Here is a 22,355-nt window from a genome sequence, read left to right as displayed (position 1 = left end):
AGTGATAAAATGTGTATTACATACGGGCTCCCTTGTCATAAACCTGACCAAAAGGTCAATAACAGTAGAACAAGACATGACCATTCAATCATTTCACCCACCCAAACGAACCCTGATGGGCCCCGGTCCCTCAGACGTGTACCCTCGAATTACAGAAGCCCTGTCCCGCCCCACCATCGGTCATCTTGACCCTGAATTTGTTCGCATGATGGATGAGGTCAAGGAACTGCTTCAGTATGCCTTCAGAACCCGCAATGCCCTGACACTGCCTATCTCGGCACCCGGTTCCGCTGGTATGGAGGCCTGCTTTGTCAACCTGATCGAGCCAGGTGACAAGGTAGTGGTATGCATCAACGGTGTCTTTGGTGGCCGTATGAAAGAGAACGTTGAGCGGGCTGGCGGCGAACCCGTAATTGTTCAGGGTGAATGGGGTCGTGCTGTTGATGTGGCTGAAGTTGAAAAAACTCTGCTGGCTCATCCGGACAGCAAAATTCTGGCCTTCGTTCATGCAGAAACCTCTACCGGTGCCCGCTCTGATGCAGAAGCACTCTGTCGTCTGGCCAAAGAGCATAACTGCCTGACCATCGTTGATGCCGTCACGTCACTGGGTGGATCTGAACTGGAAGTGGATGCCTGGGGGATCGATGCTATCTACTCAGGCACCCAGAAATGTCTTTCCTGTGTGCCGGGTATTTCTCCGGTAAGCTTCAGTGAAAAAGCCGTAGAGAAAATTGCCAGCCGCAAACACAAGGTCCAGAGCTGGTTCCTGGATATGAACCTGATTATGGGTTACTGGGGCAAAGGAGCCAAGCGGGCTTATCACCATACCGCACCTGTGAACGCGATGTATGCCCTTCACGAGGCACTGGTTATTCTGCAGGAAGAAGGTATCGAAAACGCCTGGGGCCGCCATAAGCTTCACCATCAAGCTCTGGCCGCCGGTCTGGAAGCTATGGGGCTGGAACTGGTTGTTCCTGAAAATGAACGTCTGAGCCAGCTTAATGCGGTTAGGATTCCTGATGGTATCGACGACGCACAAGTGAGAAGTGACTTGCTGTCAAAGTACAACCTGGAGATCGGTGCAGGCCTCGGCGATCTGGCTGGAAAGGTCTGGCGGATTGGCCTGATGGGCTGCAGCGCCGACCAGACCCATGTTCTGAGCTGCCTGGGTGCCCTGCAGGCAGTACTGGGTTCTGATAAAAACGGGGCGGCCGCCGCTCTCGCGTTTTATCGCTCACAGAACTGATGGCACGGGTCTCCTTCATCCGGTGAGGGAGACCTGAATTTTTAATAAGAAAATTCTCAACAGTACATCGAGCCTAAAAAAATCATTCTGCTAATATCGAAGAAACGAATTCATTAGGGTATGAAGCATGTACAAACTGATGGCAATTATTCTAGTGGCTCTGGTTGCGATCGTCGGCCTGTCCCGGCATTTTGAAATGTCCATTGGACAGGATTATGCCTATGTGAAAGCGGACTATCCCCGCTTTGCCGACAAAGCCTGGTTTGACTTTGAGGTGGGAAAAAGAGGTGGACTCGAAGGCGTATACGATAACGTTAAAGAAAAAATAAAGCAGTAATCATACTTTATTCGTCTACGCTGATCGTCGTTACTGCGCTTTCGGACCGCACGCCTTCCATTGGATAGCAAGTCTACCCGCAGTAGCCGGTATCACGCTCACTCTGTCTTACATCCAGACTACCTACTTTGGTTGCGGTTGTCTGAACATCAGTGTGTAACTGCTTGCAAATCAGATCGACTTTACCTGCAAGCAGAGTCTCTTTCGTGCTGGCGGTTTTCGCAACAGCGTCAGGTGCCACCATCAAGGTGCTGGCCGGGGATTCGTCCCGGCAAGCTTGATGATTTCAAGCCAAATTCGTATCAGGCAGCTTGAAGATGCATGTCTCTGTTGGGTAGTGGGGGTTTATTGAAAACCAGAATTCCAGTTCGCAGCTCTCCAGGGATCTTCGAGTCATACGTACTGTAAAAATACTCTGACCAGACTTTACCGAATTAACTCAAACGAAGTGACATCGTTGACGCGACTGTGGCATTTTTTCAAGTTACGCCATATCTATGAATATTCTCTCAGATTTATATCAAATATTACTTAAGCCGACCACTCAGTTTCTATTTCTCCCTGTATCAAATGTACCTCGCTCTATCAGAATAATCCGGGATAAAATTTTTTAAACGTGCAGGTACGTTTACCAACTGTTAAAACTCCAAAAATTGTCATTTAAACTAATTGAGCTATTCTTAACTGCCATTCTCTAATATTTGATGAATATTAAATAGAGAGTTAACAATGAAAACAAACGTCAGTTTGATTATTTTATTCTTTCTCTGCTTGCTATCATCTTATTCAAATTCAAAAGAGTTACGCTTTAATTGGAAGCTGGAACAGAACGGGAATTCACTACTAAGTGGAACAACTGTAACATCCACCATGACCAGTCATAGCGATGCGGACACAGCAGGCGATCATTCATCAGTGTTAGATGACTGCACCCAATCCTGTAATGTTTGTACAGTGGATGATTATGTCATTTATGACATCATCTCTTCCACTCTGATGGTTTTTGATCAGAACAACCCTGGTTATATTATGCCGTCACCTTTTGATACTTTATTGGGGAATTTGCAAACTGGCAGTTGTTCTATTCAACATAGCTTTCGTACTCAATACATACTGAGAGGTCAAACGACAACAGCAGCATATGAAGCTGCTAAAGTGTTCTGTTGCGTGTTCTGTTTCCCTATATATTTGAAGTTCTGGGCAAAAAAAGTGCCCCATAGACCATACGATGAGTTGGACAGAATCAGAGTATTGAGAGCAGTAATACCCAAGGATTTACCAGAAGTTGTCATTGTTCAAAAATGCTCTTTATTTCATAGGGCTAGCAGTGATAGCCAAATATTTTCATCGCCAGGCACACTGGTTACAGACAGCAAGACTAAAATATTTGACCTTTTCCTGAATACTCCGGAAACACAAAAATGGATAATAGAGCATCTAAACCCATCGACCAACCAGAGGTTAGATTTGATAATACCTCAGTTATCCCATACAGCTGTGCCAGCTGTAATTCTTGTGCGAGAGCAAAACGACGTAAGTAACAGTGGAAGCCGGAAACCATCACATTTTATAACAGTAAATTTAACGAACGGAATTAAGGTAGAATACCACTTTAATCGAGTATCCGACGATGGTGTTCCAGTGTTGGCGATTGTGGCTAGCGCTCATGGTTATACGCTGACTCTCGCGGTTGATAATTACGATGTTATGGCTAACCACCCCCCTCCACATTATGCAGAATTAGATATCATAGCTAACCAACCCCCTCCACAATATTCAGAATTAACAGAATCCTGTCATTGTAACGGCGCATGTAATTGTGCTGCTCCAAGGGAAAATGACACCGATAATTCAGATAATCAGATTCATGTTATTAGTATTCTGAATCAACATCTTTTTTTCTCAAACAGCCAATAACAAGCCTTTAAATAAGTGCCTCTAACGGGTAGTGGGCATTTATCGGAAATTATCCTTAGAATCATTCAAAATCGAGTCAACTCTGTCTCGGTTGCTGTCTGTGACTTGAGCGCCTCTGTCAATGAGCTGTTGCAATGCTTCCTTGTCCTTAGCTCTGAGAGCATATTCAAGAAGGCTGGGACCTGGGTCGCGACCTGAATGACCTGCCGGTGCATTAATATCAGCAAAGCCATTAATAGCAGACGAGAGTAACAATTTAATAATTTCCGCCCTGACGGATGGATTTCTTTCATAATCGACTCCGTCAAAAGCTGTGTAACCGCGTCCGGTGCGAAGCTCAACTTTTGCCCCCGCATTGATCAGCATCCTGACCAGGCCTAAATGGTTTTTCTTTTTTGGGTAACTTTGATGTAAACCAAATACCATTGCGTAGTGAAGGGCGGTACGTCCATCGCGAGCAGTTGCATTCACATCGGCTCCGTTTTTAATCAGAGTTTCAAGTGCCAACTCATGGCCAGCATCAACAGCTATATGGATTGCCCTGTGACCGTTTTTATCTGGAATATCGAAACGGGCTCCATGCTCCATCACAAGGGTAAACAAATCAGGACATTCAGGCTTTTGGGCAGCCAGATGCAGAGGTGTATAGCCACACTCGTTGCGGATGTTCAAACCAGCATTGAAGTCAAGTAATGTTCTCACCGTCTCCAGGTTATGATTGCTGACTGCGTAGTGCAGTGCTGCGTTGCCCTTTGTGTCTTGAACGTCAATATCTACATCAATGTCAGGTACTTCGTCGACACCAATACCTTCATCCGCTTCAATATCTTCATTGATGTCAGGATCCCCGGCCAGTAGTCTGGCTATATTTTGGTCGCCCTTTATCGCTGCAATGTGGAGGGCTGACATCTTCGCTTCCTGCCATGAGTGTTTCGAGCCCGGCTCTTCATGCTCCATCAGTTGCAGGGCGTGATCTATCTGGCCAGATATTACCGCATGAGCCACCGATGAAAATTCTAATGCCCGGCCAAAGTCTTCCTGACAGCTGGGGCATATTTTCCGGGAATGAAGATTCTGCTGGATGGCTGCAAGTTCCCTGCGGCAGGAACCATGAAAAAGATGGAGGTTGATTGACTTTACAAAAAAACCCGATGGAGCGTGTGCAACAACGACGTTGTGAGAGCCAAACACCCCCTTAGAGCAAAAGCCACACTCTTTAGAAACATCATCTTCAGTCAAATTGTTGATTTTTCTTGTATCGTCTTCAAAGAAACGATTCGATTCCAGTATCAATTGTTTCAAATTTGCCAGATTGAAGGTGTGAGAATTTATATCCATTATCAAATCCTTATTGTGTTTTAGATCAACGCCAAATAATAATGCCAGTTAATAGCAGACATGCTTTGTTCGGGAACTCATTGCTGCAGCTGTTAGAGCCTGTGCCATCAGGATGATTATTTCTTACACAGTGCATTAATAAATTCATCCCAACAGAACGTAAGACACAATAATTAGCCGAATGTTCATTTATTCATGCAATTTTATCTTCTGGAACATAGAGTCAGGGGTAGGATAGCCAACCGCACAACGAAAAAGTTTGAACAAAAATTCAATGTTCAGCTATTTGAGCGCATTGGCAAAAGACTTCAGCGGAATGGCCTCGACCACCGGATTCAGCCGGAAGCCGAAGCACTTCTGGAAAAAGCCCAGCCGCTTGACCAGAAACTTTTCAATAAAACGCAGACATGACAGATCAAAGTAGGCGCTCATCTGACCAAAGGCAACTACCTGACCATTCAGATCGTATCCCAAATAATGAGAGACCATCCGGGCACACATATTGGCTGGTTTACGACAGCCTGTTCTGGAAAGGATTACTTCTCCACAAAAGCTCTTTCGATAACATAGTGCCCCGGATTTCCACCACGGGCTTCCTTAAAGCCACGCTGATCCAGAATACGGCATAGATCCTTCAACATGGCAGGGCTGCCACAGAGCATGAAGCGATCATTTTCCAGATTGGGCTCTGGCAGATCGAGGTCCGCAAACAACTTGCCACTTGCAATCAAATCCGTCAGACGACCCTGGTTACGGAATGGTTCCCGGGTAACCGTTGGGTAATATTTCAACTGTTTTTTAACCATTTCACCAAAGTATTCATTTTCTGGCAGTTCATTCTGAATCCGATCCTGATAAGCCAGTTCAGAAACATAGCGAACGCCATGGGTCAGAATCACATTGTCGAACTGCTCGTAGATTTCAAAATCCTTGATAATGCTCATGAAAGGAGCCAAACCGGTACCGGTGCTGAGCAGATAGAGATTCTTTCCGGGCAGTAGATGATCAGCTACCAGAGTACCCACAGGCTTGGTGCCCACCAAAATATCATCTCCCACTTCCAGCTTCTGCAGGTGTTGGGTCAGGGGGCCATCCTGTACTTTGATGGAGAAAAACTCCATCTCTTCTTCATAGTTGGCGCTGGCAATGCTGTAAGCTCTCAGCAGAGGTTTGTTATCGATTTCCAGACCGATCATGGTGAAATGGCCGTTCTTGAACCTCAAGCCCTGGTTGCGTGTGGTGGTGAAACTAAACAGGGTATCATTCCAGTGATGTACACTGGTCACTGTTTCCCGAATAAGATTACTCATGGTCGATATCACTCCTGGTGTTCGATCTTACTGCCTGACTATTTGCTGCATCCTGAATAGTTATTGACTCTTATTAACCATTCAAAACGGCATCAACTTCATCGCGGGCGCGGTCTCTAACTCGAGCCCCTCTGTCAATGAGTTTTTGAACCGCTTCCTTATCCTTAGCTTCGAGAGCATATTCAAGAAGGCTGCTGCCCCAAGCACTTTTTTCTTGTACTGTCTTTACCGAAACGATTCGATTCCAGAATCAATTGTTTCAAATTTGGCAGATTGAAGGTATGAGAGTTTATATCCATTATCAGATCCTTATTGTGTTTTAGATCAATATCAAACAATCACATCTGATAGCAGATATCCTTTGTTCGACGTCGCATTGCTTCGGCTGCCAGAAAAGTGGAGCCAGTGCAGTCAGGGTGAATATTTCTTACGCACAGCCTTAAAACATTCATCCCAGTCGAACGTTAGAGAGAAAAATTAGCCGAAAGTTCATTTATTCATACTATTTTGTCTTCCGGAATATACTAGTCAGGGGTAGGATATTTGTGAAACAGATAATTCTTATAAGATTATTCGATTAAATCGATTAGCTCATGAAATTCACTCTCCGACAACTGGAGGTTTTTCTGGAGGCTGCCCGCCAGCAAAACCTCAGCCGCGCCGCTAAAGCCCTGGTCATGTCCCAGTCAGCCGCCAGCAGCGCACTGAAAGAACTGGAACAAAAGTTCAATGCTCAGCTCTTTGATCGCATTGGCAAAAGACTTCAGCTGAATGACCTCGGTCAGCAGATTCGACCGGACGCCGAAGCCCTTCTGGAAAAAGCCCGGCAGCTTGAGCAGAAACTCTCCGGTAAAACCCTGACAGGCCAGATTCGGGTCGGTGCCACTCTGACTATTGGCAATTATCTGGCCGTCAACATTGTTGCCCGGATGATGAGAAACAAACCGGGCACCCATATTGATCTGGAAGTGGCCAATACCGCCAACATTACCGGGAAGGTTCTGAACTTTGATCTGGATATCGGACTGATCGAAGGAGAGTTGCACCACCATGATCTGAATGTCATTCCCTGGTGCGATGATGAACTGGTTGCCTTCTGCGCACCGGGCCATGCCTTCGAGCACAAAACCCAACTGACAGATCAGGATCTTTTGAGTGCTGGCTGGATTCTTCGTGAAGCCGGTTCGGGTACCCGTCAGGCGTTTGATCGAGCCATGCATGGCATTTTACCCAAACTGAACGTGGTGATTGAATTGCAACACACCGAAGCTATCAAACGGGCCGTTGAAGCGGGTCTGGGAATTGGCTGCCTGTCAAGAATTACGCTTCAGGATGCCTTCAGTAGGGGCAGTCTGATACCTTTGTTAATTCCCGACAGAGATTTGAGCCGACGATTCTATTTCATCATGCATCAACAAAAATACATCAGTCAGGGAACCAGGGAACTCATTCAACTCTGTCGTAGCTGGGCCGCCGACGCTTCAGAACCTCAAAGTTCTGCGGACGCCGTTATGCCTTTCACTTCTCAGGAAGTTGTACAAACCTGAAGCCGGGATTAGTCTTGTAGCCAGTGCAAAAAAGGTCTGATTATGATAAAAAAAATCACTATAGTGGGCGGAACCCATGGCAACGAGTTGATTGGGCCCCATCTGATCAGAAAGTTGGAGCAGGACGGCAGCTTCAAAGAGAGCACCATTCCAGTGGATTACCTGCTTGCCAATATTGAAGCTCATAAAGCAGTCAGACGGTTTATGGATGCCGACCTGAATCGATCTTTCACGGATGAGGTTCTGGACGGCGATGATGATTCGGTCTACGAACACCGCCGAGCCCGGGAAATCAATCGGCTGCTCGACCCCAAAACCAACGATGGCCGCTTTATCATTGATCTGCACAGTACCACCAGCAACATGGGAATGACTTTAATCATCAAAGATCAGGCTGCTTTTAACCTTCAGGCCGCCTCCTATGTGCAACAACATATGCCGGATGTAAAAATCATTCTGAGTGACCGTGATAGCCAATTCAGCCGAACGCTCAACAGTCTTTCTGATTATGCAGTGACTATTGAAGTCGGCCCTCTTCCCAACGGCGTTTTGCGACACGATCAGTTTGCAGATACTGAATCAGTGATCCGACACCTGGTCGACTTCACCCATTTATCAGAAAGCGAATGGAACAACGCCCTGCCCGCCACCACTGAAGTTTATACCGTCACGGATCGAGTCTTTTATCCTAGAAACGACGATGGACAAGTATCCGCCATGGTTCACAGCTCTCTACAGGACGGGGATTTTGAAGAGTTGAAGCCGGGCATGCCGATGTTTCAGAATATGGATGGTACCGTCACCCCTTATCAGGGTGAACCCGGATACCCTATCTTTATCAATGAAGCAGCTTACTATTACGAGAACACGGCTTTTGTCATGACAAATAGGAAAACGGTTAGTCCGGGCAATTAATAATCAAAAACAAAGCGTTTATTATTACTATTTGATCTGTAAGAAAAACGAAAGCCCTGCATTTCATTGCCTAACCTATCTATCCTCTGCCTATGAAATGCAGGCAACATTATGCCAGACGACAGACGCCCTTTGACCCTGAAGTCTCTTTCTTACCTCAAGGCTCTCAGGCTTTTTTTCAGCCCCACTCAACTATCTAACGTTTTGACACTGACCAGCCTGTTATTTCTCTCCGGTATTAATCAGGCTACCGTCTTCTCACTGCCCAATCAGAGTCAGTTTTCCAGTACTCTTAATTTTCTCCCTGTTGAGGATGAAGAGATTCCGGGTCTCACGCTGAATCAACTCAGAAAAAAGGTTCTCAAACAGGATTTTCTCTGGCCCAAAAATAAAGAAGGACATAACTCATTATTTTTCCGCTCTGAGGTGTCCAGCGCCTCAGGTACAGGAAGTCTCAACATCTTTCTGGTACCTTCCATTATTCATGAGGCATCCTTTGAAGAGACACCTTTTTCTATTGATCTGCTCACCACTTCGTCTGAAAGCCGTTACTGTTCAGTGGAAACCTGCCATAAAGACACTCATGCATTACCACTGGAAAAAATCATCAGCAGCCACGAAAACTATCATTCCAATACCTTCCCGGTTTTTCATGCTACATTGCCCTCGGTATCCCGATCAGAGATTAATTTTCATAGCCCTCTGATTTGGCAGGGCAACAACCATTGTCGCATCCATGGCAACAAGCCTGGCTCCAGATGCTCAACCATCAGCTCCGTCGTCATGCACTTCAAACCCGACAACCCGAATCAGCAGGAGCAGCTGGCCGTTCATATTCTAAACCGCGAAACGCTGGCCACCAGAGAAGCCATCATTGATGAAATGGAAGCGTTTCTGGGCGATGACCAAAAGATCGAAAAAATGCTGGATGTTGTTCTGGAATTCCGTGATGTCAAAGTAGGGGATCACAGAATCAAGGAAAAAGGCCCCTGGTATCCTCTGGGTTATATGAAATGGCTTTATATACGACATTGGATGTATCCGGGAATCACTCATTTCGCTCCCATCTATAAAGAAATTCCTGAGGAACCGGAGCCTCTCTGGAAAATCAGGAATATCGCTCAGGGGTTCAAGCAATACGAAGATGAACTCTGGGAAGAAGGGACTGTGTCAGGCTCAGTCTACAGTGGTAATCATGATCACTATGGCTTCCTGAATGAGATCTTTGGCATGTTCTCCCACAGCAATGCCATTCAGAAAGACCTGAGCCCAAGCGCGATGTACTTTGAGAGCTGCGTCGTTAACATGATGCTGGAAGCTCTGGGCGGAAACAGTATTCAGGATGAAGGTCTTGGTAAACCGGACGGAGTGATCACCAGTAGCGGCTCCATGAGCATCAAAGCCGCTCTGAAAGCATACAGAGACAGGGCTGTGGCCATGGGCATCAGGAATCCGGAGATCATTATTCCTTCCACGGCTCACCCAGCCTTCAAACGGGGGCCCGTCGACCTTGTCGTCAAGGTGGCCAAGGTTCATGAGGACACCGAAGGAGCGTCATACACTGTAGACCTTGATGAAGTGCGCAGCCTGATAGATCCTGAAAAAACGGTGCTTCTGGTTGGCTCTGCAGGCAACTATCCGTACGGCACCATTGACCCACTGCCAGAGTTGAGCAAAATGGCCAGGGAGTATGACATTGGCCTGCACGTGGATGCCTGTCTGGGCGGATTTATTCTGGCCTGGCTGGGTCAGGAACATTACCCACATTTAAAACCCTTTGATTTTCGCCTTCCGGGGGTTACCAGCATCAGCGTCGATACTCACAAGTACGGTTATTCTCTGAAAAGTAACTCAGTATTACTGATGCGAAACCGTGACTTATCCGATTACCTGGCGTTTGTCGATACCGAGTGGAAAGGCGGTATGTATGCAGTTGCCAACCTCGAAGGCAGTATCTCCACAGGACTCTTCGCAGCCCCCTGGGCAGCCATGCTGAAGTATGGAAAAAAAGGGTACAGACTCAGGGCTCAGCAAATCTATGATACTGCGGCCAAAATGGTAAAAATCATCCAGAACTTTCCCGAACTGCACGTCATGGGTGAACACACCATGTGTCTGGCTTTCAAATCAAGAGAGAATACGTTCAAGGTGAACCACATTAAGGATTACATGGGTAGAATGAAGCCAAGATGGCGCTTTAACGGGCTGAATCACCCCGAAGCCCTTCACTTCTGTGTGACCGGCCCACAGCTTGATAACGTTGACTTTATCGAGCGATTTAACAAACACCTCTCAGAAGCCGTCGAGTACGCCAGAGAGATGACCCGGAAAGGGATTGAACCCACTAAAAGTAATGTCTATGGCGTCAGCGGTGTCGACATCGAACTGGAAGAGGTCATCAATAAACAGGCCTTTGCCCGGGCCGGTGGTTACCTGATCCGGGATACCGCTGACAGGAATGAACAGATAAAACAGTTCAAGATGGATATGCGAAGAATCGTCCACAAAGGACTCGGGATTCGTCGCCCTATGGAAAAGCACTTTAATCCCGATGAGATCTGAACCAGTAAACTCTTTGAGGCAACGATACACAGGCAGGCATTCCAATGTTAACCTTTAGGGGATGGCGTGCTAGCATGCCGCCCCCCTGAGCTTTAACAGCCCTGAGCTAAAACAGCCCTGAGCTAAAACAGCCCTGAGCTAAAAAAAACTGAGCCCTGAGCGCGATTTGGAGAGATCATGACAAGACGCTTTCATACAGGAGCCATTCTGCCCCTGCTACTGATCACCAGTCTGCTGACAGCCTGCGGCTTTCAGCTGCGGGGCAAGGTCGATATTGCCAGTGAAATTGCCCAGCTGTCTGTCTCAGGGAGTGACCTCCCTTTTGTCAGGGAGTTAAAAAAAGCCCTGACACTGAGTGGTATTGAGATCACAGACAATGCCCACTACCACCTGCAACTGGTAAGTCTGGAGCGCACGACTGGCGATGAGATTCAGGCCAGTGCCGGTCAGTACGAACGCCTGCTGACCCTGAAAGCAACCTACCAGCTCAGCACGAATGATGGTCTGAAACTCTTTGACCCCATTGTACTCTCCAATGAGCGTTTCATGTTCCAGGACAGGAACCTGACCAACGCAGCTCAGAGCGAAGAAGCCATCATCTTTGATCAGCTTCGTCAGGAACTGTTGTTGACCAGTGTCCGCAGGGTAGCCGGTATTTCCGGTGAAGTGCTTCGCCAGGAAGAAGAGCGAGCCCGCAAAGCCCGTGAGACCGAGCGCGAGGCGCTCAAAGCACAACAATGAACATCAGACCCGATCAACTCGGTGCCCAGCTCAAGCGACAACTCTCCGCTGTTTACATAGTCAGTGGCGATGAACCCATGCAAGTCTCGGAGTGTTGCGATCAAATCCGGCAAGAAGCAAGAAAACAGGGTTTCACCGAGCGTCACGTTTACCATGTCGACAACAGTTTTGCCTGGGGTGATTTTCTGGAAGCGGCCAACAGCCTCTCACTGTTTGCTGAAAAGCAGATCCTTGAGGTCAGGATGCCCAATGGCAAGCCGGGTGATGCCGGCCGCAAGGCCTTTCAGGAATACCTGAAACATCTTTCCCCTGACAACCTGCTGCTGATCATTACCGACCGCCTTGATAATGCCAGTCAAAAGGCGAAATGGTTCAAGACTCTGGAACAGAAAGGACTGTTTATTCCTGTCTGGCCTATTGAACATGACAAGCTGCCGGGCTGGATTGCCCGACGTCTGAAAAGTCAGGGGTTTGAGGCCAGTCAGGACGCTCTCTCGTTGCTCTGCGAACGCATTGAAGGAAACCTGCTGGCCGCCTCACAGGAAATTGAAAAGCTGAAGCTACTGGCGGACGGTAAAAAGATTGAAGTGGAAACCGTCAGGGAAGCGGTTTCTGACAGTGCCCGCTACGACGTTTTCCAGCTGGCTGACTCAGCATTGAATGGTGATTCGAAGTCCGTGGTCAGAATACTGGGTGGATTGAAAAGCGAAGGCATCGAGCCACCGGTTGTACTCTGGGCTCTGGCACGTGACGTGCGGCTGCTCAGCCATCTCAGCCGCTTAAAATCCCGGGGTATCTCGTCCAATGTGGCTTATGATCAGGCGGCCAAAATTCATGGCATGTCACCCTTTATTCTCAAGAAACGCAAAAACCTGCTGGAAAAATGTATGGGTCGTCACAGTGAACGTGCCTTTAGACAAATGCTGATCCACACCGGCCATATTGACAAAGGTGTCAAAGGGCTCGAAAAACTCAACAGCTGGGATGAATTACTGACCCTGAGTCTCAGCCTGGCCGGCATGCCAGCCTTCACGCCAGAATCTGCCTCAAACGCTTGAGGCTATCTCCATGATGACTCTCCGTGAGTTTCACTGATTGCCATCACCAGCGACCTCATGTTTTTAATGGCATCAAGCAGAAAACTGTTACCGTCAGACGTCTGGCTAAAAATTTTCTTCAGACTCAAACATTAAACTCATTCTGTCTTTAATTAGTCGCTTATAATTTCTTATTGCACTAAATAACCCTGCCTACTAGACGCATTCGCAACAAGCGAACGACTTCTATAAAGGCTCCTAAAGCTGAGCCGATGGTTCGAGAGATCCGAAACCGCGCACAGGAGTGTATGGATATGATTTTTCGAAACCTGCTGGGAGCAGCTGCTGCAATGCTGATAGCAGGCTGTGCCTTCAACCTGTCAAACCATAAAGGGGCCTATAACGAAAAATGGTCCAAGGCCAAAAACCTGACTTATGCAGGCGGCATGCACGAACACGTGCATGACCAGCAGTTGCCGGCAGGAGCTTATAGCAAGGAAGGCAAGCTAGAGGATTACAAACTGGGTAATATCTCCCACCCTGCCTACGGTGCCGCCAGCGGTGTTGTGGGTGTAAATGTCAAACCTTATGGCGCTTTTGAACACTTTTACTGGGGATGGACTGTACCGGGCGCCAGCCATTATGACCACCACAGATTATTTGCCTGGATGCCCATCACCATGGCCGAAGATGAGATCCGAGCCAGAGAAACGATGGAGCGGATGCTTACCCGCTCCGCCATGACCGTCCTTAACGACATGAATTACAAGTACAAGCCGATCAAAACGCCTTATCAGCATAATGGTCTGGCTTTCAAGCAGTGGTACCTGGAACAAACCGGCGCCACTTGCTCTTTTGCCCGTATGAACTGTGTTCTGAGCCTTTATATCCCGGTTCCAACAGCTGTAGACCAGGCTCCTCCTTTCTCCTATTTCAGCATCGCGGGAGAGCCAGCCTGGTTTTTCTCAGCTATGGATGATGACGCTTTCCCACGACTGTCCATCACCCAGGGTGAAGGACTGGAAAGCATTAGCGAGAATGTCTTCTATCAGAAGCTAAGTGCCCGCCTGCCAGGATGGACGTACTTTTACATGGCACCCAAAGAAGTAGGTATTGGAGATGACAACAAAACCATTGCCTACCCCTATATACTGGAAAAAGGCAAGCCTCTGCTGTTCATTCGCCCCAACAAGTAGATAAAGACAAAAAGCAAACCTCAAAATCGTTGCTATAGTTTTGAGGTTTACTGATACAGCGGATCCCCTGTTAGCCCTGTGCAGATAAATCCGGCTCATCAGACAATGGGTAAGCTGCATTGAACAAGCCATATCAAAAAATAAGCAGGCGGACTAACAGTCCCTGAATGGAATGTCTGACCACAATAGATCCACTCTGCCACAAGCCTGCAACAACATTCAGGCCACCAGGGGCCAGTTCAGTAGCAGACTGGGCTTTATTATTGCCGCTGCCGGTTGCGCAGTGGGCGTCGGCAACATCTGGAGTTTTCCAACCCAGACGGCACAAAATGGCGGTGCAGCCTTTGTTCTGGTCTATCTCTGTTTTTCATTCATTCTTGCCTACCCAACTCTGGTGGCTGAACTCACTATTGGTCGATACAGTCAATCCAACTCGGTCACTGCTATGACCAACCTGGATAACAGAAACTGGGTCAGAGCGCTGGGCTTTATCACCAGCATCATGGGGTTGCTGACACTGACTCTGATTTACAGCTTTTACAGCATTGTCGGGGGCTGGTTCACAGGCTTCTCTCTGGCCCCGATCTTCGAATTGAGTGGCCTGCACACGGTGGCCACCTGGCTGACCGATTTCAACATATACTCGACGGTTCTGGTCACTCTGATGTTCATGGCTCTGACAACATTGATCGTCAACGGAGGGGTTAAAGAGGGTATAGAGCGATGGTGTAACAGACTGATGCCCGCCCTGTTCATTATTCTGTCTGTGCTCATTGTTTTCGCGCTCAGCCGACCCGGTGGTATGGAGGGTTTAAAAGTCTATCTGATTCCAGACTTTTCCAAACTGCTGAATCAACAACTTTTGATTTCAGCCCTCGGGCAATCTTTCTTTTCCATGTCTCTGGGTGTGGGTTGCATGATGGTTTATGGCTCCTATTTGAGTAAAAAAGCCAACCTTCCACTCACTGCTTTTCAAGTTGCACTGGTCGACAGTTCAGTGGCGTTTCTGGCCGGCATGCTAATCATTCCCTGTATGTATGCGGCCATGCAGCAGGGTATAGAGATCTACACTGCTCAAGGACAACTCCACAGTGCTGACACGCTGGTGTTTAACGTACTGCCAACCTTATTTAACCAACTGGGAGTGTCTGGACAGCTGGTTGCCCTGGCTTTCTTCGTGCTGCTAACGATTGCCGCGCTGACTTCATCAATTTCTCTGACCGAGCCGACCGTAGCCTTTATGGTTGAAAAGCTCTCTTTCCAACGCCACCGTGCCAGCTGGTGTATTACGGTGATCTCAGCCTGCTTGTCGGTTTTGATCATTTATCACATTGAAACGCTTCTTGGCTTGACCGTTAAGATCGCTACTCAGTATCTGCAACCCGTTCTGTGCCTGATAATTGCCATCTACGGCAGCTGGATCATGCGTCAAAATCGCCTGCTCAAAGCGTTGAGTCAGGGCTTTCCTGAAATCCGGAAGAGTCTGTTCTGGAAGATCTGGCCCTGGTATATCAGGACCATTTGTCCGGGTCTGATTCTGATAATCTTTCTGAGCAATCTCTGATCCCTTATACTGCGCAGCCTTTTTGACAATGAAGTTGAATCCATGAGCGCATCATCCTGGTTATCCCTATTGGCAGTCTGCGTCCTCGGGGCGATATCTCCGGGTCCCAGCCTCGCTGCAGTCATGAAAAGTACGCTCCAGGGTTCAAGACATCATGGCCTGGTGACCGCCCTCGCTCATGCAGCGGGTATTGGTATTTATGCTTTTCTGGTAGCCGCCGGTATAGCGGTTGTCATTACCCGGACTCCATGGCTGTTTAAGCTGATGACCTGGCTGGGTGCCGCGTACCTGATCTGGCTGGGTTACAAAGCTATCAGCGCCAGTGGAACATTGATTGGTGATGCATCAGGACAACATGCCTCATCACTTTCTCTTCGTCAGGCCGCTTTGGATGGATTCCTGATCTCCTTTCTTAACCCCAAGATCGCCGTCTTCTTTTTGGCTCTGTTCAGTCAGTTCGTTAACGCTGAAACCACATTGACAACGCAGCTGCTAATGGCTCTTATGGCGACTCTATGTGACGGCCTCTGGTACTGTTTGATTGCTGGTGTTGCTGGACACGCCAGTATCCTGCCAACATTGAGAAAAAGAGCAAAACTGATCAGCGGGCTGTGCGGTGGATTATTGATTCTGGTGGCGTTGAGAATTTTAATGATCTAATCCCCGGATCAATCCATGCCTCCATTTTGTGTCCCTATGAGCTCGACCGAGAATAGACTGCTCTTCGCGGCAATTGCTCCTGCTCCTGCTCCTGCTCATGCCTCAATGCAGTCGTGCGCTGTCAGCAAATTAGTCTAAAAATCCCGGTTTATAAAACCAGTCTATCAATCGTTGAGTTTCCCTTTGGGTATGAGTATTTCAGACGGTTCATTTATGTTGCACAGAAACAATAGACTAGTATACTGGTCTATACAATCCAAAAAAAGAGGCCGCTGAAATGCCAGAAGAAATTGGCTCTTATGATGCAAAAACCAAGCTCCCAGAAATTCTTCGCCGTGTTGAGGCTGGAGAAGCTTTTACCATAACTAACCGTGGTAAACCTATTGCTGACCTGATCCCCAGTCGAGCTAAAAGTCGTTTGAGGGCTAAAGCAGCCATTAATAATCTACTAAAGATGAAGAAACCAACCATATCTGATGTTGATTTGAAAGCTCTGCGTGAAGAGGGTCGCCGATGATGACAGATTTCGTGTTAGACAATTCTGTAACTATGCGCTGGCTATTGAAAACAGAAGATGCTGCTGATCAGCAGTATGCCGAGGATGTTATGGCCACACTGGTTTCGGTTGACGCAATTGTTCCAAATCTCTGGCATCTGGAAGTGTGTAATGTAGTGTCTCGGTCAGAGCACAGAGGTGATGTAGAGATTGCCCTGTCTGAAGGATTTCTTGCTCAGCTGGAAAATCTGCCTATTTTCGCTGATCCGTTAACGGCTAATCAGGCGTTTAGTCGAACACTGGGGCTTGCCAGAAATTACAATCTCAGTAGTTATGATGCAGCCTATTTAGAATTGGCAATTCGTGAAGGTCTGCCACTTGCCACTCTGGATGATGCACTGGCGAATGCTGCAAAAAAAGCAAGCGTGAAGCTATATCTCAAAAGTTAACCAGTGCAGAGAATGTTCTCGCCATCAGAAAGACTCGTTGTCCTGAATTTTTTATTTTTTAAGATATGTAAAGTACACGACAGGCTCTATACAAAATACAACCTGTCGTTCATCAGTCACAATCAGTCGAGAAGTGACACGTCTCTGACAGCACCTTTATCGGCACTGGTCACCATAGCCGCATAGGCTTTCAGTGCGGCAGAAACCTTACGAGGCCTTTCTTTCAGAGGCCTCCATGCGGCTTTGCCTTTCGCTTCCATCTGGGTGCGACGCTCAGCCAGCTCTTCATCAGACAACTGTACGTCGATGGTACGGTTTGGGATATCGATACGAACGATATCACCCTTTTCCACCAGACCAATGTTGCCACCTGCTGCCGCTTCAGGAGAAGCATGACCAATGGAAAGCCCGGATGTACCGCCAGAGAAACGACCATCAGTCAGCAGCGCACACTCTTTACCCAGACCTTTGGATTTCAGGTAACTGGTTGGGTACAACATTTCCTGCATACCCGGGCCACCTTTAGGGCCTTCGTAACGGACGATGACAACATCACCGGATTTTACCCGACCTTCGAGAATATCACTGACCGCATCTTCCTGACTCTCACAGATATGAGCAGGTCCTTCGAAAACCAGAATACTCTCATCGACGCCAGACGTTTTTACCACACAACCGTCCAAGGCAATATTACCCGTCAGAACCGCCAGCCCCCCTTCAGTGCTGTACGCACTTTCCAGTTTCCGGATACAACCTGACTCGCGATCATCGTCCAACGTTGGCCAGCGAGTGTCCTGACTGAATGCCTGTGTCGTACGAATACCCGCAGGACCCGCCTTGAAGAAAGTCCGTACCGATTCGTCACCGGTCTGTTTAATATCCCATTTTGCCAAACCTGCGGCCACAGTTTCACTGTGAACCGTGGGGATATCGTTATTCAACAGTCCTGCCCGATCCAGTTCACCCAGAATGCCAAACACTCCACCAGCACGATGGACATCTTCCATATGGTATTTCTGGATATTAGGTGCCACCTTGCAAAGCTGAGGCACCTTACGAGACAGAGCATCAATGTCCTTCATGGTGAAATCGACTCCAGCTTCCTGTGCCGCAGCCAACAAATGCAGAATGGTATTGGTGGAGCCGCCCATGGCGATATCCAGACTCATGGCATTTTCGAAGGCCTTATAACTGGCAATAGCGCGAGGCAGGACAGACTCATCATCCTGATCGTAGTATCGCTTAGTGATATCGACAATCCGTCGACCGGCTTCGAGGAAGAGTTGCTCACGATCAGCATGAGTGGCGAGCATGGAACCATTACCCGGCAAGGACAGACCCAATGCCTCCGTCAGGCAATTCATGGAGTTGGCCGTAAACATGCCGGAGCAGGAGCCACAGGTTGGGCAAGCTGAACGCTCATACTCAGCAACCGTTTCATCATCAGCATCCGAAGCGGCAATCACCATGGCATCGACGAGATCCAGGCCGTGCTGAGCCAACTTGGTTTTGCCGGCTTCCATGGGGCCGCCTGAGACGAATATAACAGGGATATTCAGTCTCATGGCAGCATTGAGCATTCCGGGCGTAATTTTGTCGCAGTTGGAGATACAGACCAGAGCATCTGCAGTATGAGCATTCACCATATACTCAACGGAGTCAGCGATGATGTCACGACTGGGCAGGGAGTAAAGCATGCCATCGTGACCCATAGCGATACCGTCATCGACGGCAATGGTATTAAATTCTTTGGCTACACCACCGTGCTTTTCAATTTCTCTGGCCACCAGCTGTCCCATGTCTTTTAGATGAACATGGCCGGGAACAAACTGGGTAAAAGAATTGGCTACGGCAATAATAGGCTTTTTGAAGTCATCATCCTTCATACCCGTGGCACGCCAAAGCGAGCGGGCTCCAGCCATATTACGACCGTGGGTCGAGGTTCTTGAACGGTATGCAGGCATGACTCACTATCCTTTCTCTCTGGTTCTTGATCCTGATGTTTGAGAAGCTCTCTGGGAAGGAGGCTATCTATTGTCTTCCTTGGCGGATTCGGGATTATAACAGAATGACGGAAGCCTGATAGGCTCCCGAAAGATAATGCAGGACAAGAATTAAACTGCGTGCTCTATCCGGCGGCGATTATACTCATTGACCATACTGTCTATGGTAGACTGATCGTATTCCCGCAAGTTGGCCAGAACCATGGTTTTCTTCCCCTGTCCCACGACTTTATCACCATCCTTAAAGATAAAACCCAGGGTGACATTGCCACGTTTGCCATTCACTTCCAAAGAAGACTGGGAAGCCTCTATCACCGGATCTTTCAGATCAATCCTTTCCAGATGAACCGACATGGTTTCATAGATAACCAGAGGCCTTGCCACATTAATCATGACATTCTTTTCTTTCATCAGTGGCACCAGCACATGAGGAAAGTTTTCACCCGAGAACGCCACATATGCCTTGACCAGCTTTGCAATCATATCGGCATCGTTTGTTTGCTCACCACTGTGCTCAACCCGGAGGTATTCCTTCTCACTCTGGTCACAAATAATCTTGTCACCATTCCTGGCATCTGCTATTGACAGGGTAACGCCATCGCTGACCATACCGCTGAAAATCACCCTCATGTCGGGATACAGCCCTTCAGAGCTCAGGATTTTGGCGAAAAGAAGATCACCGGGCACACAAAACTTCTTAGTGTCCACATCATGCAGCGGGTTGAAGTCATTGGCGATATTCTTGGCAAAATCACTGGACTGCTGGCGACTGAATGAGAACTGGTTATTTTCCAGCTCCGTACAATATTGGTCTAAAAACATAATCTTATTCTGTTGGCCTGATCTTGCAGGAGCATGACCAGCGCTCAATCCATCTCATATGGACCTCGATGTCCTCAGGGCGGTGATAATCAAACACTCCAGATAGCCAGAGAACCCGATCGCTCTCTGGCAACTGACTGATATCATACGTCAAACCTGGATAAGACTACTGTTACTAAAACGTAGCTGTTTGTTTCAGCATTTCATATATTAATATAACTATTTGATTAATAAACTATTTTTACTGTTAACCCGAAGATTAAATGCAACATTCCGCTATGCTCGACCGTCATCGAGACTCAAAACGTTGTTTAAATTTCCGGGTTAGATCACGACTTCTGCCTGAAAAACTGTACGATCCATTGAGCAACAAGATCACTGTCAGGATCATCTCTCAGTGAATCCATGCCCATAAGCACTCTGTCCCCGGGAATCAACTCCCGACGCGAGTTCATCAAGTCCTCAGAGTAGGACTTACTGAACTCCGGGTGCCCCTGAACGCTGACAAAACAGTCGCCATATTGCAGCATATAATTGGGGCAAAAATCACTGCTGGCCAATACTTCAGCAGAAGATGGCAGATGAATGACCTGATCCCTGTGGCTAACCAACAATTTGAAGTCCTGAACCGCAGGATCCATCCAGCTGGTCTGCCGGGTGATGTGATTGTACGACATACCAACACCCCAGCCTTTATCAGCCAGCGCCACCTTCCCCCCGAGACTTTTTGCCATGACCTGATGACCAAAACAGATACCCGCCAGCTTGCAACGATCTTCATACAACCTCCTGACGAACCCCTCTAGTAAAGGTATCCATGGAAAAGGGTCGTAAGCACTGTGACGACTGCCCGAAATAATCCAGCAGTCACACTCATCGGTGGTTTCAGGAATCTCACCATCCACTACCCGATAGGTGACCATCTCCACATCAGGATCCTGTTTTCTCAGCAAAGCCAGAAACATATCCGGATAATTGTTGTGCACCTTTCGCAGCTCCGGTGCAACGTCATCACACAACAGCAAACCGATCTTCATCACAGTTCTCCACGAAAAGCATCCTGACATATCCGCTGATATTCAGTCGCAGAGAAAGGGATTGGGTTTCCGGCTGCAGAAGGATCGACAAATGCCATCCGCCCGACTTTATCCAGCTGGCTATCGTCAATGCCGATTTCAGCCAGCGTATGGGGGATTTCCAGCTGTTCCCTGAGCTCTATCACCCAATTGAAGAAAGCATCAAAGCCCGGAGTCGGCAGATCAAGGTAACGACTGAGAGCAGCCATTTTATGCCCGATGGCGGCTCTGTTTGCTTTCAGAACATAGGGCATTAGAACGGCATTCAACAACCCATGATGAGTGTCGTATAAAGCCCCGAGCGGATGCGCCAGAGCGTGCATGCCACCCAGACCTTTTTGAAAGGCCGTTGCTCCCATACCGGAGGCCACCAGCATTTGATGCCGGGCCTCAAGATCACTGCCCTGCGCCACCGCTCTGGGCAGATAGTCTTTTACCAGACGAATGCCTTCCAGTGCGATGCCCTGAGCCATAGGATGATGAAAAGGCGAACAGTAAGCTTCAAGATTATGGGAGAGAGCATCCATTCCAGTAGCTGCGGTGAGTCTGGGAGGCAAACCACAGGTCAGTTCCGCATCGAGAAGCACGATGCCGGGAAGCATACCCGGGTGAAAAATGATCTTTTTCACCTGTTCATCCTGATGGGTGATCACGGAAGAGCGCCCCACTTCCGAGCCTGTACCGGCAGTGGTGGGCACGGCCACAACAGGCAGCATCCCCTCCACATTCACTCTCAGGTAGTTATCACCCTCATCTTCAAAATCCCAGATTGAACGACTTTGGCCAACCATCAAGGCTATTGCTTTGCCTGCATCCAGGGCAGAACCTCCGCCAAAAGCGATCACGCCATCATGGTTGCCTTCCCTACAGGCAGCCACACCAGCTGACACATTCTCACCGGTTGGATTACCCTTGATGCCGGAAAACAGACCGCACCCGTCAAGAGCAGAGCTGACCAGTAAACGAGCCTCCTGAATCATAGGCAACTGAGACAACCCCGGATCAGTAATAATGAGTGGTTTTTTCATCCCCAATTCAATACAGGCAGCGGGCAGATCTTTGATACGGCCAGCCCCTGCACGAATAGCTGTCGGAAAATTCCAGTTAGCTGTGTACTGTTCAATGTCCATTGACGTTTC

The 22,355-nt window shown here is 48.1% G+C and carries 21 protein-coding genes; 13 read left to right on the top strand and 8 right to left on the bottom strand.

The window, feature by feature from the left end:
• Positions 1–76 precede the first annotated feature (76 nt).
• Together KDK17_RS15745 and KDK17_RS15740 are read left to right on the top strand one after the other, a co-directional pair.
• Positions 77–1,246 (top strand): alanine--glyoxylate aminotransferase family protein, encoded by a 1,170-nt coding sequence (locus KDK17_RS15745; protein ID WP_257288488.1) that lies wholly within the window; start codon positions 77–79, stop codon positions 1,244–1,246.
• A gap of 127 nt (positions 1,247–1,373) precedes the next feature.
• Positions 1,374–1,583: a hypothetical protein gene (locus KDK17_RS15740; RefSeq protein ID WP_257280061.1), complete on the top strand. Its 210-nt coding sequence runs from the start codon at positions 1,374–1,376 to the stop codon at positions 1,581–1,583.
• Between the two features lie 73 nt (positions 1,584–1,656).
• On the opposite strand, the gene KDK17_RS15735 is transcribed toward KDK17_RS15740, so the two are convergent.
• On the bottom strand, positions 1,657–1,827 hold the full coding sequence (locus tag KDK17_RS15735; protein ID WP_257280060.1) for a hypothetical protein: 171 nt from the start codon (positions 1,825–1,827) through the stop codon (positions 1,657–1,659).
• A 485-nt stretch (positions 1,828–2,312) separates the two neighbouring features.
• On the opposite strand from KDK17_RS15735, the gene KDK17_RS15730 reads away from it, so the two are divergent.
• Positions 2,313–3,500: a hypothetical protein gene (locus tag KDK17_RS15730; protein WP_257288487.1), complete on the top strand. Its 1,188-nt coding sequence runs from the start codon at positions 2,313–2,315 to the stop codon at positions 3,498–3,500.
• Between the two features lie 39 nt (positions 3,501–3,539).
• Here KDK17_RS15730 and KDK17_RS15725 read toward each other — a convergent pair whose 3' ends face one another.
• The 3 genes from KDK17_RS15725 to KDK17_RS15715 form a co-directional block, all read right to left on the bottom strand.
• Positions 3,540–4,838 carry an ankyrin repeat domain-containing protein gene (locus KDK17_RS15725; RefSeq protein WP_257288486.1) on the bottom strand — a complete coding sequence of 433 codons (1,299 nt, stop codon included), beginning with the start codon at positions 4,836–4,838 and terminating at the stop codon, positions 3,540–3,542.
• A 282-nt stretch (positions 4,839–5,120) separates the two neighbouring features.
• Entirely contained in the window at positions 5,121–5,327 is a 207-nt protein-coding gene (locus tag KDK17_RS15720; RefSeq protein ID WP_257288485.1) for a hypothetical protein, read from the bottom strand.
• A gap of 47 nt (positions 5,328–5,374) precedes the next feature.
• The gene (locus KDK17_RS15715; protein WP_257280056.1) at positions 5,375–6,148 is read right to left on the bottom strand and encodes a ferredoxin--NADP reductase; all 774 of its coding nucleotides are present in this window, start codon (positions 6,146–6,148) and stop codon (positions 5,375–5,377) included.
• A gap of 593 nt (positions 6,149–6,741) precedes the next feature.
• Between KDK17_RS15715 and KDK17_RS15710 the strand changes: the two genes are divergently transcribed.
• From KDK17_RS15710 to KDK17_RS15665, 10 genes are all read left to right on the top strand, one after another.
• On the top strand, positions 6,742–7,695 hold the full coding sequence (locus KDK17_RS15710; protein WP_257288484.1) for a LysR family transcriptional regulator: 954 nt from the start codon (positions 6,742–6,744) through the stop codon (positions 7,693–7,695).
• Between the two features lie 42 nt (positions 7,696–7,737).
• Complete coding sequence (locus KDK17_RS15705) at positions 7,738–8,610, top strand: aspartoacylase (protein WP_257255021.1); 873 nt, start codon at positions 7,738–7,740, stop codon at positions 8,608–8,610.
• Between the two features lie 111 nt (positions 8,611–8,721).
• Positions 8,722–11,172: an aminotransferase class V-fold PLP-dependent enzyme gene (locus KDK17_RS15700; RefSeq protein WP_257288483.1), complete on the top strand. Its 2,451-nt coding sequence runs from the start codon at positions 8,722–8,724 to the stop codon at positions 11,170–11,172.
• A 177-nt stretch (positions 11,173–11,349) separates the two neighbouring features.
• Positions 11,350–11,913, top strand: a complete 564-nt coding sequence (locus tag KDK17_RS15695; protein ID WP_257280053.1) for a hypothetical protein — start codon at positions 11,350–11,352, stop codon at positions 11,911–11,913.
• Entirely contained in the window at positions 11,910–12,971 is a 1,062-nt protein-coding gene (gene holA / locus KDK17_RS15690; protein ID WP_257253454.1) for a DNA polymerase III subunit delta, read from the top strand. Before KDK17_RS15695 ends, holA begins: the two co-directional genes overlap by 4 nt.
• Before the next feature lie 287 nt (positions 12,972–13,258).
• Entirely contained in the window at positions 13,259–14,146 is an 888-nt protein-coding gene (locus KDK17_RS15685; protein WP_257288482.1) for a hypothetical protein, read from the top strand.
• Between the two features lie 172 nt (positions 14,147–14,318).
• Positions 14,319–15,710: a sodium-dependent transporter gene (locus KDK17_RS15680; RefSeq protein WP_257253452.1), complete on the top strand. Its 1,392-nt coding sequence runs from the start codon at positions 14,319–14,321 to the stop codon at positions 15,708–15,710.
• A gap of 42 nt (positions 15,711–15,752) precedes the next feature.
• The gene (locus KDK17_RS15675; protein WP_257253450.1) at positions 15,753–16,370 is read left to right on the top strand and encodes a LysE family translocator; all 618 of its coding nucleotides are present in this window, start codon (positions 15,753–15,755) and stop codon (positions 16,368–16,370) included.
• Positions 16,371–16,647: 277 nt separating this feature from the next.
• Positions 16,648–16,887, top strand: a complete 240-nt coding sequence (locus KDK17_RS15670; RefSeq protein ID WP_257253449.1) for a type II toxin-antitoxin system Phd/YefM family antitoxin — start codon at positions 16,648–16,650, stop codon at positions 16,885–16,887.
• Complete coding sequence (locus KDK17_RS15665; protein WP_257280051.1) at positions 16,884–17,315, top strand: type II toxin-antitoxin system VapC family toxin; 432 nt, start codon at positions 16,884–16,886, stop codon at positions 17,313–17,315. Before KDK17_RS15670 ends, KDK17_RS15665 begins: the two co-directional genes overlap by 4 nt.
• Before the next feature lie 122 nt (positions 17,316–17,437).
• Here KDK17_RS15665 and ilvD read toward each other — a convergent pair whose 3' ends face one another.
• From ilvD to KDK17_RS15645, 4 genes are all read right to left on the bottom strand, one after another.
• Positions 17,438–19,279: a dihydroxy-acid dehydratase gene (ilvD, locus tag KDK17_RS15660; protein ID WP_257288481.1), complete on the bottom strand. Its 1,842-nt coding sequence runs from the start codon at positions 19,277–19,279 to the stop codon at positions 17,438–17,440.
• Positions 19,280–19,429: 150 nt separating this feature from the next.
• Complete coding sequence (locus KDK17_RS15655) at positions 19,430–20,140, bottom strand: DUF3581 domain-containing protein (protein WP_257280049.1); 711 nt, start codon at positions 20,138–20,140, stop codon at positions 19,430–19,432.
• A gap of 329 nt (positions 20,141–20,469) precedes the next feature.
• Positions 20,470–21,177, bottom strand: a complete 708-nt coding sequence (locus KDK17_RS15650) for a GMP synthase (protein WP_257288480.1) — start codon at positions 21,175–21,177, stop codon at positions 20,470–20,472.
• The gene (locus tag KDK17_RS15645) at positions 21,177–22,346 is read right to left on the bottom strand and encodes an iron-containing alcohol dehydrogenase (RefSeq protein ID WP_257280046.1); all 1,170 of its coding nucleotides are present in this window, start codon (positions 22,344–22,346) and stop codon (positions 21,177–21,179) included. Before KDK17_RS15645 ends, KDK17_RS15650 begins: the two co-directional genes overlap by 1 nt.
• Positions 22,347–22,355 lie beyond the last annotated feature (9 nt).

The organism is Endozoicomonas sp. SESOKO2, assembly GCF_024606245.1.
GTDB lineage: Bacteria > Pseudomonadota > Gammaproteobacteria > Pseudomonadales > Endozoicomonadaceae > Endozoicomonas_A.
This window is presented reverse-complemented; position numbering and strand designations above follow the sequence as displayed.